Source organism: Halomonas sp. JS92-SW72, from assembly GCF_003547075.1.
In the GTDB taxonomy this organism is placed as follows: Bacteria; Pseudomonadota; Gammaproteobacteria; order Pseudomonadales; family Halomonadaceae; genus Halomonas; species Halomonas alkalicola.
In genome coordinates this window covers 3001839-3017356 of sequence record NZ_CP032147.1, presented here as the reverse complement: position 1 = coordinate 3017356, position 15518 = coordinate 3001839, and the positions used below count along the sequence as shown (strand labels likewise).

The following is a 15518-nucleotide window of genomic DNA, read 5'->3' as shown; positions in this document are numbered from 1 at the left end:
GCCTGCATGGCGGGCGCTCGGGAAGGCCGCTTGACGGGTTACGCCGTCAGCCGGCTGGCCACGGCGTCGAGGAAGCCGTGCATGTCGACCAGGGTTTCGCTTGCCGGGTCGCGGGTCTTGCCCTTGAGGTCGCCGGTGATGATGCCGGCATCCACGGTATCGATCAGCGCCGCCTTGAGGGCGTGGGCGTAGTCGATCAGGGCGTCGTTCTCGTCGCGCTCGCCCAGGGTCTCCAGGGCGTTGGCCACGGCGAAGAGCAGGGCGGAGGAGTTGAAGTGCGCCTCCTGGCCATCGGTCTCCAGATACTTCAGGTAGAGGTCGTGAGCGGTGCCATGGGGCGCCTCGAAGAGCATGGTGCCGTCCTTGCTCTCGATGATGGAGCTGGCGGTGGCCAGGCTGCCGCCCAGGGCGGCGGAGATGTCAGAGAAGATGTCGCCGTCCAGGTTCTGGGCCGGGTAGAGGGCGTTGCGGGGCGGGTCGGTGATCATCTTGATGAGCTGGCTGGAGGGCCGCATGATCATGAACGACGGCGGCGGGGTGCCGGTCTCGGCGAGCTCGCGACGCACGTCGGTGATCGCGGTGCTGAACACCTCGTCGTACTCCATGTACTCGCGCTTGAGGCCGAAGTAGACCTCCTTGCCCTTGCGCGAGGCGTCGCGGAAGACCTGCAGGACCCAGTCCTTGATCGCCGCCTGGTCGTTGGACATCAGCAGGATGGCGTCGCCCTTCCTGACCCGCCGCGCGTGCTTCTCCTCGCCGTCGACGATCACCTTGAGGATGCCGTCTTCCGAGGCCGGCGCGTTGAAGCTGCCGTACTGGTCGCCGCCGCCGGCGCTCATGCGCGAGATGGAGACCTGGGCCTTGCGGTCGGGAATGCCGTAGCGCTTGAGCTCCTCCACCAGCTTGTAGAGCTTGCGGCCGGTGGTGTTGTCCGGTACCCCCCACAGGGCGCGCTCCGGCGGATTGGCCACCAGGCGGGCGGCCTGGGCGTCGATCAGCTCGTAGTGATAGGAGAGCCCCAGCGCTTCGACCTGCTCGCGGTAGTCGCGATCAAAGATCTCCTCGATGGCGGCCCGCATCACGCCGTCGTAGCCGGCGATCACGGTGTCCTTGAGGCCCAGGTAGATGTCACGCTTCTCGCCGATGGCGCGCTGGAAGAAGCGGTGGGCCCAGGCCTTCACGTCTTCCACATCGTTGGTGGCCAGCAGCCAGGGGTCGCCCTTGTTGACCTCGCGGCGGTGCAGCTCGACCGGGTCGCCGCTGGCTCCCACGAACATCAGCTTGACCACGCCGGTGGCCCGGGAGAGCTCGTTGAAGCTGTCCTTGATGCCGCCGGTCTCCATGGTGTCGACCTCGATGTCGCGGCCGATCCACTCGGGGCGCGAGACCTTGAGGTTGCGAAACTCGATGTCCTCGCGGGTGATGTTGCCGCCGATGCCCTTGCGGATGGCGCCGTTGGGCGACCTGGTGGCCAGCGGGTGCAGGCGGGTACCGTCGATCTCGGGGTGCTTGGCGAGCAGCTCGCCGAGCTGGGTGCGGTTGACCGTCATGCCGGCGTTCTTGATCCCCACGCCGTGCTCCCTGAGCGCCTCGACGGCGTCGACAATCACCTGACCGTTGGTGACCAGGCGGTTCTCCGCCGAGAGGTCGATCTCCACCAGCGGGATCTCCAGCCGTGAGGTCACGAAGGTATCGAGGATCTTCTCGAAGGCCACCTGGGCCATCTCGTCGCCATGCAGGATGACAAGGGGGGCGTCGACGCGGATCTTGTTGCTCATCACGGTTCCCTGTTTGTAGTGTTCGATCGATGAGGATCGTCACGATATGCGGTGGGCAACAGGGTACGCCTGGCATGGCCAGGGCGCTACGCGCAGAAAGCAGTAGGGCAAGGAGGGCGCCGCTGCGCTAACCCTCGGCGCGGGCGGACCAGCGCTCGTCGGGATGCACCTCGTTGGCCGGCAGCACCGGGTCGTAGCCCTCGGCGCGCAGCGCCTCGATCACCTCCCGGGTGTGCTCGCTGCCCAGGGTCTCGAGCGTCGCCTCCACCTCGGTGGCGCGCAGCGAGAGGTCGGTGAAGGTGCGCTGGTGGGCGATCTGGATCACGTTGGCGCGCTGGTCGGCCAAGAGCCGGGTGAGCTCCGCCAGCGCCCCGGGCACATCGGGGATCGCCACTCGCACCCGCACGATGCGGGCGGTGCGCACCAGGCCGCGCTGGATCACCGAGGCGAGCGCCAGCATGTCGATGTTGCCGCCGCACAGGATCAGCCCCACCCTGCGGCCGCGGTAGCGCTCGGGGTCGGCGAGCACCGCGGCCAGTCCTGCGGCGCCGGCCCCCTCCGCCACCGTCTTCTCGATCTCCAGAAGCAGCAGGATGGCACGCTCGATCTCGGGCTCGTCCACCAGCACGATGTCGCGCACCCGCTCGCGCACGATGGGCAGGGTCAGCCGGCCGGGCTGCTTGACGGCGATCCCCTCGGCCAGGGTGGCGTGGCCGCAGTGGATCGGCTCGCCGGCCAGGGCCTGCTTCATGGCAGGGAAGCGCTTGGTCTGGACGCCGACCACCTCGATGCCCGGCTTGAGTTCGGTGGCGGCGATGGCGTTGCCCGCGATCAGCCCGCCGCCGCCGATGGGGATCACCAGGGCGTCGAGGTCGGGGGCCTCCTCGAGCATCTCGAGTGCGATGGTGCCCTGGCCGGCGATGATGCGCTCGTCGTCGTAGGGGTGGACGAACACCAGGTCGCGCTCCTCGGCCAGGCGTCGGGCATAGTCACCGGCCTCGGCGACGCCGTCTCCCTCCAGGTGCACCTCGGCGCCCAGGTCACGGGTGTTGCGGACCTTGAGGTTGGGGGTGTGGCGGGGCATGACGATGGTGGCGCGAATGCCGAGCCGGGCGGCGTGGTAGGCCACCGCCTGGGCGTGGTTGCCAGCGGACATGGCGATCACGCCGCGGGCCCGCTCCGCGTCGCTGAGGCTCAGCAGGTGGTTCAACGCCCCGCGCTCCTTGAAGGCGGCGGTGAACTGATGGTTCTCGAACTTGATGAAGAGCTCGCAGCCGGCGATGCGCGACAGGGTATGGGAGTGCAGGCAGGGGGTGCGCTCGATGCTGCCCCGGATACGGGCGGCGGCGGCGCGGATATCGTCGAGGGTCACGCTCATGGGAGGATCGCTCCTGGCTGGTTGTTGTTGTCGGCGCCGGATCTCGGCGCCAGGCAGGCTAGGCCGGGTGGGCCAGGCGGTGCGCCAGATCGAAGACGTGAGGGTCCTCCACCTCCAGCTCGCGCAGCGCCTCGGCGAGGTTGAGCAGGTAGTCGCGGTTGGGGCCGCTGGGGCCGTGGGCACGGGCGATCTGCGCGGCGATGGCGTCGAGCGGGGCGTCGCCGAGGAAGGCGGCATTCTCCTCGGTGGCGAGATAGATCAGCCCCTCGGCGCTGTCGCCATCGGTGAAATGCAGCGGGACGACCTCGCGCAGGTAGCCGTTCTTCTCGCGCACATCCAGCGGGCCGAGCACCTCCGGGGTGATGCGGTAGGCCATGCCGTGACACACCGCCCCCGGGTCGCGCACCAGGGTGGCGACGCGGCCAGGCGCCTCCGGGGTGCCGCGATGGTCGTGGGAGCCCTGCCAGAAGCGCCGCGACCAGCCGTGGATGAACGCCGGGCGGCGCTCCAGGTAGGCGAAGTCGACCTTCCAGATCAGCGAGCCGTAGCCGAACAGCCAGATCTCGTCGTGGCCATCGAAGTGGGTCATCTGGCGGTTGAGGGCGGTGGTGTCCAGGGCCATGGTCGTCGTGCAGCCGGTGGTGGAGAAGTAGGCCCCCATGATGCGTCGCTGCGCGGCGAAAGTCTAAGGGGGGAAGGGGCGCGACGCGGTCATGCGGGTGCGGTAGGCTGGCGGCCTGTTCACTTTCTGATTATGGAGTCTCTGCCATGACCGTGATGATACTCGGCCTCTTGATCTTCCTGGGGGTTCACTCGGTGCGCATCGTCGCCGACGACTGGCGCAACGCTCGGATCGCCCAGATGGGCGAGCTGCCCTGGAAGGCCGCCTACTCGGTGGTCTCGATCGTCGGCCTGGCGCTGGCGATCTGGGGCTATGGCCAGATGCGCCTGTCGCCCACCTGGGTGTGGTTTCCGCCGGTGGGGCTGCGCCACGCCGTGTCGCTGCTGATGATTCCCGCCTTCATCCTGCTGGTGGCGGCCTATGTGCCGGGCAACCACCTCAAGGTGAAGCTGGGGCACCCGATGATCATCGCCGTGAAGCTGTGGGCCTTCGCTCACCTGCTGGCCAACGGCCGGCTCGGCGACATCGTCTTCTTCGGCGCCTTCCTGCTCTGGGCGGTGTTCGACTTCCGCTCTGCCCGCCGTCGCCCGGCACCGCCGGCCCAGGCGGCGAGCGCGGTGCGTACCGCCATCACCGTGGTGGCGGGCCTGGTTGCCTACTATCTGTTCGCCTTCCATCTGCATGTCTGGGTCACCGGCGTGCCGGTGATGTGACCGCCTCGGTTCACCCTGCCGGTGAGCCGAGGGAGGCCAGCAGGGCCTCGTGATCATTGGCGATGGGGCCGGCGGTGTAGGGCATCGTCGGCCCCTCGTCATGGCAGGGGAAGCCCAGTGCCCGGGCCTGCTCCTGGAGCAGGGCCAGGAAGCGCTCGCCGTCGACGTGGTCGTTGGCGGCAGGCCAGCGGCAGCCCAGCAGGAAGTGGGCCAGGGCGAAGGCGAGGCTCTCGCGCACCTCGAGATCCTGGCTGGAGCGAAATGCCGCCAGCCGGATGCGGGCATGGGGATAGAGCAGCAGCAGGTCGCGGGCATGCTGCGGGGTCAGTGCCAGGCCGCTGATGTCGCTCATGAAGCGGGCGGCCTCGGCATACTGTCCGGCACTGGGCGTAACCTCCCTGAGCTCCAGATAGAAGCGGGCGGCCTCCTGGCGCAGGCGCAGCCGGAAGGCCGCATCGTTGCCGCCGGCGAAGCGCGCGGCCTCGGCGAGGTGCAGCGTGTTGCGGGGTGTGTCGATGAACAGCATGGCCGGCTCCCTGCGTGGCTGACTGTGCGACGCCATGCTGGCCCCGCGATTCATCTTTCACATCACATGCCATCCAACATGGTTCATGCCCTTGATCGCGGTCAAGTGACGGCTTGGCTCAGAGGCTCCCCCCAGACTCGCTCCAGCACCGCCAGGGCCTCGGCGATCACCGCCTCCTCACTGCGGTCGCGCCGCCAGATGAAGCAGAGCGCGCAGGGCAGGCGGATTCCCTCGGCCACGGCGAGGCCGCGCTCCTGACGCTCGGTCATGGCCAGGGCGTCCCGGGCGAGGCTCAGGCCGACCCCGGCGCGCACCAGGTCGAGCATGCAGGCCTCCTGATCCACCTGGGCGACGCCGTTGGGGACGAGCCCCAGCGGGTCGAGCACGCCGTGCAGCAGGCGGTGGTGGACGGAGTCTTGTGGGGTGACGATCCACGGCAGTCGGGCGAGCTGCGCCCAGTCGGCACCGGCCAGGCGGCCGCCCCAGCCGGCCGGGGCGATCACGTGGTAGTGGAAGTGGGTGAGCTCACGGTGGACGATCTCCGCGGAGCCCTCGCCGGGGCCTTCACCCGGCGGGGCGAGATAGAAGCCCACGTCGAGTTCGCCGCGGCGGACCCGTTCCAGCACGCTGCCGCTCATGCCGTGGGAGAGCTCCGTCTCGAGCTGCGGGGCGCGCTCCACCAGGCGGTGCAGGAAGGCGCCCAGGCGGATGAACTCGGGGTCGACGATGGTGCCGATCTTCAGCCGGCCGCGCAGGGTGCTGTGCAGGGCGCGGGCCTGCTCCTCGAAGGCAGCCACCGCGGCCAGCGCTTTCTGGGCGGCGGGCAGCAGCGCCTGGCCGTCTTCGGTCAGCGCCAGCCCCTGGGGACGGCGACGGAAGAGAGTGAGCTCCAGGTTGGCCTGGAACTGCTTGAGCTTGAGGCTCACCGCCGGCTGGGTGAGGTGGAGGCGCTCGGCGGCCCGGGAGACGCTGCCTTCGTGGGCGACCGCAACGAAGGCGCGCAGGGTCTGAAGGTCCTGCATGGGGAGGCCTCTCGTCATCATGGGGTGATATTAGCAGAGCTTATATCCTGGTTTTGAATTACTCAATTGATTCGGGTGGCGATGGGGCTAGTCTAGTGCCAAACAGGCGCGTATCCGTCGCTTCCTGTCATGGACAGTGGACGTCTGCCCCCCATGCCGACAATGACGAGACGAGACCACCATGAGCAACTCCAGCATCCTGCATTATATCAATGGGCAAATGACCGCCGGCGAGTCCGGCCAGAGCCAGGAGGTCTTCAACCCGGCCACCGGCCAGGTGAGCGGCCGGGTGGCCCTGGCCTCCCGCGCCGATGTGGACAGCGCCGTAGCTGCCGCTGCCGCGGCCTTCCCGGCCTGGGCCGATACCCCGCCGATCCGTCGCGCCCGGGTGATGTTCAAGTTCCTGGAGCTGCTCAACGCCCACAAGGATGAACTCGCGGAGGCGATCACCCGGGAGCACGGTAAGGTCTTCACCGACGCCCAGGGCGAGGTGGCCCGCGGCATCGATATCGTCGAGTTCGCCTGCGGCATCCCGCAGTTGCTCAAGGGCGACTACACCGAGCAGGTCAGCACCGGCATCGACAACTGGACGGTGCGCCAGCCGCTCGGCGTGGTGGCCGGCATCACCCCCTTCAACTTCCCGGCCATGGTGCCGATGTGGATGTTCCCGGTGGCCATCGCCGCCGGTAACAGCTTCATCCTCAAGCCGAGCCCGCTGGACCCCAGCGCCTCGCTGCTGATCGCCGACCTGCTCAAGCGAGCCGGACTCCCGGACGGCGTCTTCAACGTGGTGCAGGGCGACAAGGAGAGCGTCGAGGCGCTGATCGACCACCCGGATGTTCGGGCGCTCTCCTTCGTGGGCTCCACGCCGATCGCCAACCTGATCTACGAGCGCGGCGCCCACCACGGCAAGCGCGTCCAGGCACTCGGCGGCGCCAAGAACCACATGGTGGTGATGCCCGATGCCGACCTCGACAAGGCCGTGGATGCGCTGATCGGCGCCGCCTACGGCTCCGCCGGCGAGCGCTGCATGGCGATCAGCGTCGCGGTCCTGGTGGGCGACGTGGCCGACCAGGTGGTACCGCGCCTGGCCGAGCGGGCCCGCGCCCTCAAGGTCAAGAACGGCATGGAGCTCGACGCCGAGATGGGCCCCATCGTCACCGCCCAGGCGCACCAGCGCATCACCGGCTATATCGAGAAAGGCGTTGCCGAGGGTGCCGAACTGGTGGTGGACGGCCGCGACTTCGATGCGGCAAGCGCCGGCGAGGGCTGCGCCGAGGGCTTCTGGATGGGCGGCACCCTGTTCGACCACGTCACCCCGGAGATGACCATCTACAAGGAGGAGATCTTCGGCCCGGTGCTGGTCTGCGTGCGGGTGCCCGACATCGCCACCGCCATCCAGCTGATCAACGACCACGAGTTCGGCAACGGCGTGAGCTGCTTCACCGAGAGCGGCAGCGTGGCCCGTGAGTTCGGCCGTCGCATCCAGGTGGGCATGGTGGGCATCAACGTGCCGATCCCGGTGCCCATGGCCTGGCACGGCTTCGGCGGCTGGAAGCGCTCGCTGTTCGGCGATACCCACGCCTACGGCGAGGAGGGGGTGCGCTTCTACACCAAGCAGAAGTCGATCATGCAGCGCTGGTCCGACTCCATCCGCGGCGGCGCCGAGTTCGCCATGCCGACCCACAAGTAAGTCTGGCGACCCAATGCTCGGGCGAGGGGCGCCGGGGACAGCTTGAAGAGGGGGTCCTATGCCAGGGAAGGCATCGGTAGCGCCCAGGGAGGGGTTTACAGCGCCCCCTCGCAAAGCTGTCGCCGGGATAGCCGCGAGCCAACTGTGACGTGAGAGAACGCCATGGCTGACCAGGAATTCGACTATATCGTGGTGGGGGCCGGCACCGCCGGCTGCCTGCTGGCCAACCGCCTGAGCGCCGACCCGGCCAACCGGGTGCTGCTGATCGAGGCGGGCGGCCGCGACAACTACCACTGGATCCATATCCCGGTGGGCTATCTCTACTGCATCGATAACCCCCGCACCGACTGGCGCTTTCGCACCGAGCCCGACCCGGGGCTCAACGGCCGCTCGCTGATCTACCCGCGGGGCAAGACTCTGGGCGGCTGCTCGAGCATCAACGGCATGCTCTATATCCGCGGCCAGGCGCGCGACTACGACGGCTGGGCCGAGCTCACCGGCGAGCCCGCCTGGCGCTGGGAGAACTGCCTGGCGGACTTCATGAAGCACGAGGACCACCACCGCCTGGATGCCAGCGGCGACGCCGACGCCGCCCATCGTGACTTCCACGGCCACGGCGGCGAGTGGCGGGTCGAGAAGCAGCGCCTCAGCTGGCAGGTGCTCGACGACTTCGCCACCGCGGCGGTGGAGGCGGGCATCCCCCGCACCCGGGACTTCAATCGTGGCGACAACGAAGGGGTGGACTACTTCGAGGTCAACCAGCGCAAGGGGTGGCGCTGGAACACCTCCAAGGCCTTCCTGCGCGGCGTCGAGACCCGCGGCAACCTGACCCTCTGGCACTCCAGCCAGGTGCTGGGTCTCGAGCTCCAGCGTGGAGAGAGCGGCGAGCCGCGCTGCCGCGGCGTGCGCGTCGAGCGCAACGGCGCCGAGGTCGTGGCCCGCGCGGCCCGCGAGGTGATCCTCGCCGCCGGCGCCATCGGCTCGCCCCAGCTGCTGCAGCTCTCCGGCATCGGTCCGGCGGGGCTGCTCGCCGAGCACGACATCCCGGTGGTGGTGGACCTGCCCGGGGTGGGGGAGAACCTGCAGGACCACCTGCAGATCCGCTCGGTCTATCGCGTCACGGGGGCGAAGACCCTCAATACCATGGCCAACTCCCTGGTGGGCAAGGCGAAGATCGGCCTGGAGTATGCCCTCAAGCGCACCGGCCCCATGAGCATGGCGCCGTCGCAGCTGTGTGCCTTCACCCGCAGCAGCGACGATTACGTGCATCCCAATATCGAGTACCACGTCCAGCCGCTGAGCCTGCCGGCCTTCGGGCAGCCGCTGCATGACTTCCCGGCGATCACGGCGAGCGTGTGCAACCTCAACCCCACCAGCCGCGGCACGGTGCGCATCACCAGCCGCGACCCGCGCCAGGCGCCGGCCATCGCGCCCAACTACCTGAGCACGCCGGAGGATCGCAAGGTGGCGGCGGATTCGCTGCGGGTCACCCGGCGCATCGCCGCCCAGCCCGCCTTCGCGAAGTACCAGCCGGAGGAGGTGAAACCCGGCGTCGAGTTCCAGAGCGACGAGGACCTGGCGCGGCTCGCCGGGGATATTGGCACCACTATCTTTCATCCGGTGGGCACCACCAAGATGGGGCGCGACGACGATCCCATGGCGGTGGTCGACCCGCACCTGCGGGTGCGCGGTGTGGCGGGGCTGCGCGTGGTGGATGCCGGGGTGATGCCCACCATCACCAGCGGCAACACCAACTCGCCGACGCTGATGATCGCCGAGAAGGCCGCGGCCTGGATTCTGGCCGGGGAGTAACTTTCTCGTCATCGAAGGCAAATAGTGTTTGACCTGCGCCCGAGAAGGGCGCAAGCTGTGCGCAGTTGGTTAGCAAGTCGAACATCGCAAGTGGTCATCGAAGGCTCATGGCATCGATTTCCCGGTGAAAGGTTTCTTGTTCTACCCACTGCAACTCGGGTATTTCCCGGAAAATCAAACGCTATTAGAGGAATTCGATAATGGCTACCGGTACTGTCAAGTGGTTCAACGACACCAAGGGCTTCGGCTTCATCTCTCCGGACGACAACGGTGACGACCTGTTCGCTCACTTCTCCGAGATCCAGGCTGACGGCTTCAAGACCCTGCAAGACGGCCAGAAGGTTTCCTTCGACGTCACCCAGGGCAAGAAAGGCCTCCAGGCTTCCAACATCAAGGTCATCGGCTAATCGCCAGCTGACACTGATGTGACTCCTTCGGGAGTCGAGAAAGGGCCCGCCACGTGCGGGCCCTTTCGCGTGCGCGCCAGTTGGCCGGGAGGGGCGCACCGGGGTGCCGGCTCAGGCAGGAAGGTAGGATCGATATGGCTAATTGTGGAATAAGGGAATTTCTACAAAGAACTTTTTAGAATAATCGGCGAGCGGCAGAATAGGGGCACTCTCGTTGACCGGATGCCTGCCATGCCCCTGGATGCCTGGATCTCCCTCGCCGTCGTGATCGCCGTCTTTCCGCTGATGGCCTTCTCGCGGCTGGGGCCGGATATCGTCCTGCTGGGCGCGGTGATCCTGCTGCTGACGCTCGGCATCCTCGAACCGTCCCAGGCGCTGGGCGGCTTCGCCAGCACCGGCCTGTTCACCGTGGCCTTCATGTATGTGCTGGTCACCGCCATCCGCCAGACCGGCGGCATCGACCTGATCATTCGCCATGTGCTCGGCCGGCCGCGCCGCGAGAGCGGGGCGCTGCTGCGCCTGCTGCTGCCGGTGGCCTCCCTGAGCGGCTTCCTTAACAACACCCCGGTGGTGGCCACCTACATTCCCGCGGTGCTGAGCTGGAGTCGCCGCGTGCGCGTGCCGGCCCACCGCCTGCTGATGCCGCTCAGCTTCGCCTCCATCCTCGGCGGCACCATCACCCTGTTTGGCACCAGCACCAACCTGGTGGTGCACGGCCTGCTGGTGGACCGTTCACCCGAGCTTGCCATGGGGCTCTTCGATCTCGCCTGGGTGGGCGTGCCGGTGGCGGTGGTCGGCCTCGCCTACCTGATCCTGCTGGGGCCGCGGCTGCTGCCGGCGCGGCGCGGCGCCGCGGCGGCCTTCGAGAACCCCCGCGAATTCACCATCGAGATGGAGGTCGACCCGGAGGGGCCGCTGGTCAATCGCACGGTGGAAGAGGCGGGGCTGCGCCACCTCCAGGAGCTGTTCCTGGTGGAGATCGAGCGCGACGGCAACGTGGTCAGCGTGGTGGGGCCCGGTGAACGGCTCAAGGGCGGCGACCGGCTGGTGTTCGCCGGCACCAGCGAGGGGGCGGTGGAGCTGCAGCAGGTGCGCGGCCTGATGCCGTCGCGCCACGGTGAGTCGAGCCTGGAGAAAGACTTCAAGGAGCGCCGCCTGGTCGAGGCGGTGGTCTCCAGCCAGTGCCAGTTCGTCGGTCAGCGTATCCGCGACGGCCACTTCCGCACCCTCTACGGTGCCGCCGTGCTGGCGGTGTGCCGCGGCGGCGAGCGGGTGGCCGGCAACCTCGGCCAGGTGCGCCTGCAGCCCGCCGACGTGCTGCTGCTGGAGGCGCGCCCGCCCTTCATCGAGCGCCATCGCCAGTCGCGGGACTTCCTGCTGATCAGCCAGCTCAACGGGGCGGCACGCCCCGTTCACGAGAAGGCCTGGCTGGCCTGGAGCATCCTGGCCGGCGTGGTGGCCCTGGCCAGCCTCGGGGTGATGAGCATGATGAATGCGGCCATGCTGGGGGCGGCGCTGGTGCTGCTGACCGGCTGCTGCTCGGTGGGGGCCGCCAAGCGCGGGCTGGATACCCAGGTGCTGCTGACCATCGCCGCCTCCTTCGGCCTGGGCGCGGCGCTGGAGAGCTCCGGGGCCGCGGCGGCCCTGGCCGGAGGGGCCCTGGCGCTGGCGGATGGCAATCCGTTGCTGCTGCTGGTCGGGTCCTACCTGCTGGTGGCGCTGCTGACCGAGCTGGTCACCAACAACGCCGCCGCGGTGATCACCTTCCCGGTGGTGATGGCCAGCGCCGAGAGCCTGGGGGTGAACCCGATGCCCTTCGTGGTGGCGGTGATGTTCGCCGCCTCGGCGAGCTTCCTCACGCCTATCGGCTACCAGACCAACCTGATGGTGCACGGGCCGGGCGGCTACCGCTTCGGCGACTTCCTGCGGGTGGGCGGGCTGCTCAACCTGATCACCGCCGCGGTGGCCCTGACGCTGATTCCGCTCATCTGGCCCTTCTGACGGACCTGGCGTCTCGCCGCCGCCATGGCTTTGCGGTAGGGTGTCGGGTCTGATTTCCCCGACCAATGGAAGCCCTCCCCATGAGCCAACCCGGTGAGCTGATCATCGAGCCGAAGGGCGGCAAGCCCGCCGATGCCTGTGTCTTCATCCTGCACGGCCTGGGCGCCGACGGCAGCGACTTCGAGCCGCTGGTGCCGGCCCTCTCGCTGCCGGCCGACGCCAGCGTGCGCTTCATCCTGCCCCATGCGCCGCGCCTGCCGGTGACCATCAACGGCGGCATGGTGATGCCGGCCTGGTACGACATCCTCGAGATGAACCTGGGGCGGCGCGTCGACGAGCGCCAGCTCAAGGCCTCCGCCGAGCGCATCCAGGGCCTGGTGCGCGAGCAGATCGGCCACGGCATCGACAGCCGGCGGATCATCCTGGCCGGCTTCTCCCAGGGCGGGGCGGTGGCCTACCAGGCGGCGCTCTCCTTCGAGCAGCCGCTGGGCGGCCTGCTGGCGCTCTCCACCTACTTCGCCACCGCGGAGAGCATTGCCCTGGCCGAGGCCAACCGCGAACTGCCCGTCGAGGTGCACCACGGCAGCTTCGACCCGGTGGTGCCCGAGGCGCTTGGCCGCGCGGGCTTCGAGCGGGTCAAGTCGCTGGGCTATCCGGCCCACTATCGCCAGTACCCCATGGCCCATGCGGTCTGCCCCCAGCAGGTCGCGGATATCGGTCACTGGCTGAGCCAGCGTCTGTCACGCTGACCCCGGAGGGGCCGACCCCGCTCGCCCAAGGTCGCCTCGACACTGTCGGGGCGGCTGGGCAAACTGTGCCGACGATATTTCGGCATGCCTCCAGGACAGACACCATGAGCACTTCCCCCTTCGCCAACCTCCCCGATGCCCAGGGCTATTTCGGTCGTTTCGGCGGCCAGCTGATTCCGCCGGAGCTCAAGGCGGTGATGGACGAGATCGACGCCGCCTACGAGGAGATCCGCGTTCGCGAGGACTTCCAGCAGGAGCTGGCCAGCCTGCTCGCCGACTATGTGGGCCGGCCCAGCCCGATCTTCCACGCCCGGCGGCTCTCCGAGAAGCTGGGGGGTGCCCAGATCCACCTCAAGCGCGAGGACCTCAACCACACCGGCGCCCACAAGATCAATCACTGCCTGGGCGAGGCGCTGCTGGCCAAGTTCATGGGCAAGACCAAGGTGGTCGCCGAGACCGGCGCCGGCCAGCACGGCGTGGCCCTGGCCACGGCCTGCGCCTTGGTGGGTATCCCCTGCGAGATCCACATGGGCCAGGTGGACATCGAGAAGGAGCACCCCAACGTCACCAAGATGAAGATCCTCGGCTGCACCCTGGTGCCGGTGACCCGCGGCACGGCGACTCTCAAGGACGCCGTGGACAGCGCCTTCGAGGAGTACCTCAAGGACCCGCAGAACTTCATCTACGCCATCGGTTCGGTGGTGGGGCCGCACCCCTTCCCGAAGATGGTGCGCGATTTCCAGTCGGTCATCGGCCGCGAGGCCCGCGAGCAGTTCCTGGCGCGCCATGGCCGCCTGCCGGACCACGTCACCGCCTGCGTGGGTGGCGGCTCCAACGCCATCGGCATGTTCACCGCCTTCCTCGAGGACGAGGGCGTGCACCTGGTGGGTGTGGAGCCGGCCGGCGAGGGCCTCGACACCCCGCGCCACTCCGCCACCCTGACGCTGGGCAAGCCCGGCGAGATCCACGGCATGGCCTGCTATGTGCTGGAGGATGAGGCCGGTAACCCCATGCCGGTGCACTCCATCGCCTCCGGCCTCGACTATCCCGGTGTGGGCCCCCAGCACAGCTACCTCAAGGAGCAGGGCCGGGTCGACTACCAGAGCGCCAGCGACGAGGAGTGCCTGAATGCCTTCCTGACCCTATCGCGGGTCGAGGGCATCATCCCCGCCCTGGAGAGCGCCCACGCGGTGGCCTGGGCCATGCGCGAGGCGCCGAAGCTGCCCGCCGACCAGCACATCCTGGTCAACCTCTCCGGCCGCGGCGACAAGGACGCCGACTACGTGGCGGACAAGCTCGGCCTCTAGGCGCTGCCCCCGGTCGAGCGGCATCGGCCAGGCGTACAGGTGCCAGGCCGCGCATTCTGGGTTAGGGTGGAGGGCGGACCCGGAGAGGTCCCTTCCACTTGACGCAGGGAGTGTCGTGGCTTGGGCATGGAGAGAGTCAGGCGGACATGGCAGCGCTGGCGGACCGGAGGCGAGCAGAGCGCCCCCGGCCTCGATGCGCTGCTGCTCGCGCACTATCCCGGGGCGGTGATGCTGCTCGACGAGAAGGGCGTGGTGTTGCGCGTCAACCCCGACTTCGAACGCCATGCCGGCCACCCTGCCGACCAGCTCCTCGGTCGTCGGGCAGTGACGCTGGATGCCGACCCCCTGCATGGCGGCTTCTCACTCGCTCTCGAACACTGCTTCTCCACGCGGCAGGCATGGCGTGGCGTGCTGCTCTGCCGGCGCGCCGATGGTGCCCTGCGCCACCAGACCACCATGATCCAGCCCCTGGAGGAGTGCCCCGGCGGCCCGCTGCGGCTGCTGGTGATCCAGTATGACGTCACCGGCATGCGCGAGCGGGAGCTCCACGATCGGCAGCTGCTGGCGCGGCTCGAGGGCACCGTCTCGCGCCTGCCCGGGGCGGTGTTCCGCCTGCGCCAGGATGCGGCCGGCCATCTGGAGCTGCTCTATGCCAGCGAAGGGCTGGTGGCGCTGATCGGACAGACCCCCGAGCGGGTGATGGACGATATCGAGCGGCTGCTGGGCCGGGTCATGGCGGAGGATCGACGTCGGCTCGAGGTGGTCCTGGCGCAGTCGGCAGTGAGCCTGGAGCCCTGCCAGCTGGAGCTGCGTCTCGACCTGCCGGGTGGCCAGCGCTGGCTGGAGGCCCGCGCCCGGCCGCAGCGCCGCCGCGACGGCAGCACCCTGTGGGACGGCCTGCTGGTAGAGATCACCGAGCGCAAGCACGAGGAGCACAAGGTCCGCCGGCTGGTCAGCACCGACATGCTCACCGGGGCGCTGAACCGGCGCGCCTTCTTCGAGCAGGGCGCGGCACTCCAGGCACGTGCCCGTCGCCACGGCGAGGCCCTGCCCCTGGCGATGCTCGACCTCGACCACTTCAAGGCCCTCAACGATACCCACGGCCACGCGGCCGGTGATCTCGCCCTGCAGGCCTTCGCGGCCACCTGCCGCGAGTGCCTGCGCCCCTATGACCTCTTCGCCCGCATCGGCGGGGAGGAGTTCGCCGTGCTGCTGGTGGATATCTCTCCCGACGAGGCCTGGCCCATCCTTGAGCGCCTGCGCCGGGCGGTGGAGGAGATCGTCCTGGAGGTCGAGGGGGCGACCATCCGCTTCACGGTCAGCCTGGGCCTGGCAATTCTGCTTCCCGACGGCAGCCTGGAGGGCGCCCTGGGCGATGCCGACCGGGCCCTCTACCGGGCCAAGCACGAGGGGCGCAACCGGATCTGCGGGCCCAGCGATGCCTCGCCGCTCACCCGCGACGCTGATCCAGCGTGAGGGCGCGGCCTGGCATGCGTCCCGCAAAGTGGTC

13 protein-coding genes are annotated in these 15518 nt (G+C 68.7%); 8 read left to right on the top strand and 5 right to left on the bottom strand.

What is annotated here, in order from left to right; genetic code table 11:
• Positions 1 to 38 precede the first annotated feature (38 nt).
• From D1793_RS14130 to D1793_RS14120, 3 genes are all read right to left on the bottom strand, one after another.
• Entirely contained in the window at positions 39 to 1778 is a 1740-nt protein-coding gene (locus D1793_RS14130; RefSeq protein ID WP_119022727.1) for an isocitrate/isopropylmalate family dehydrogenase, read from the bottom strand.
• A 127-nt stretch (positions 1779 to 1905) separates the two neighbouring features.
• On the bottom strand, positions 1906 to 3156 hold the full coding sequence (locus D1793_RS14125; protein WP_119022726.1) for a threonine ammonia-lyase: 1251 nt from the start codon (positions 3154 to 3156) through the stop codon (positions 1906 to 1908).
• 58 nt (positions 3157 to 3214) lie between these two features.
• The gene (locus D1793_RS14120) at positions 3215 to 3778 is read right to left on the bottom strand and encodes a gamma-glutamylcyclotransferase (protein ID WP_119023699.1); all 564 of its coding nucleotides are present in this window, start codon (positions 3776 to 3778) and stop codon (positions 3215 to 3217) included.
• 146 nt (positions 3779 to 3924) lie between these two features.
• Between D1793_RS14120 and D1793_RS14115 the strand changes: the two genes are divergently transcribed.
• Positions 3925 to 4491, top strand: coding sequence for an NnrU family protein (locus tag D1793_RS14115; RefSeq protein ID WP_119022725.1), 567 nt, complete (start codon positions 3925 to 3927; stop codon positions 4489 to 4491).
• Positions 4492 to 4501: 10 nt separating this feature from the next.
• On the opposite strand, the gene D1793_RS14110 is transcribed toward D1793_RS14115, so the two are convergent.
• Together D1793_RS14110 and D1793_RS14105 are read right to left on the bottom strand one after the other, a co-directional pair.
• Positions 4502 to 5017: a hypothetical protein gene (locus D1793_RS14110; RefSeq protein WP_119022724.1), complete on the bottom strand. Its 516-nt coding sequence runs from the start codon at positions 5015 to 5017 to the stop codon at positions 4502 to 4504.
• Positions 5018 to 5118: 101 nt separating this feature from the next.
• The gene (locus D1793_RS14105) at positions 5119 to 6039 is read right to left on the bottom strand and encodes a LysR family transcriptional regulator (RefSeq protein WP_119022723.1); all 921 of its coding nucleotides are present in this window, start codon (positions 6037 to 6039) and stop codon (positions 5119 to 5121) included.
• A gap of 181 nt (positions 6040 to 6220) precedes the next feature.
• On the opposite strand from D1793_RS14105, the gene D1793_RS14100 reads away from it, so the two are divergent.
• The 7 genes from D1793_RS14100 to D1793_RS14070 all read left to right on the top strand — a co-directional run bounded on the left by D1793_RS14100 (position 6221) and on the right by D1793_RS14070 (position 15484).
• On the top strand, positions 6221 to 7732 hold the full coding sequence (locus D1793_RS14100) for a CoA-acylating methylmalonate-semialdehyde dehydrogenase (RefSeq protein ID WP_119022722.1): 1512 nt from the start codon (positions 6221 to 6223) through the stop codon (positions 7730 to 7732).
• A gap of 162 nt (positions 7733 to 7894) precedes the next feature.
• Entirely contained in the window at positions 7895 to 9544 is a 1650-nt protein-coding gene (locus tag D1793_RS14095; protein WP_119022721.1) for a GMC family oxidoreductase N-terminal domain-containing protein, read from the top strand.
• 200 nt (positions 9545 to 9744) lie between these two features.
• Positions 9745 to 9951 (top strand): cold-shock protein, encoded by a 207-nt coding sequence (locus D1793_RS14090; protein WP_010629501.1) that lies wholly within the window; start codon positions 9745 to 9747, stop codon positions 9949 to 9951.
• 231 nt (positions 9952 to 10182) lie between these two features.
• The gene (locus D1793_RS14085) at positions 10183 to 11952 is read left to right on the top strand and encodes an SLC13 family permease (RefSeq protein WP_119022720.1); all 1770 of its coding nucleotides are present in this window, start codon (positions 10183 to 10185) and stop codon (positions 11950 to 11952) included.
• An 80-nt stretch (positions 11953 to 12032) separates the two neighbouring features.
• Positions 12033 to 12701: an alpha/beta fold hydrolase gene (locus tag D1793_RS14080; RefSeq protein WP_119022719.1), complete on the top strand. Its 669-nt coding sequence runs from the start codon at positions 12033 to 12035 to the stop codon at positions 12699 to 12701.
• A 104-nt stretch (positions 12702 to 12805) separates the two neighbouring features.
• The gene (trpB, locus tag D1793_RS14075; RefSeq protein ID WP_119022718.1) at positions 12806 to 14008 is read left to right on the top strand and encodes a tryptophan synthase subunit beta; all 1203 of its coding nucleotides are present in this window, start codon (positions 12806 to 12808) and stop codon (positions 14006 to 14008) included.
• Between the two features lie 126 nt (positions 14009 to 14134).
• On the top strand, positions 14135 to 15484 hold the full coding sequence (locus tag D1793_RS14070; RefSeq protein ID WP_119022717.1) for a sensor domain-containing diguanylate cyclase: 1350 nt from the start codon (positions 14135 to 14137) through the stop codon (positions 15482 to 15484).
• The last annotated feature ends 34 nt before the right edge of the window (positions 15485 to 15518 follow it).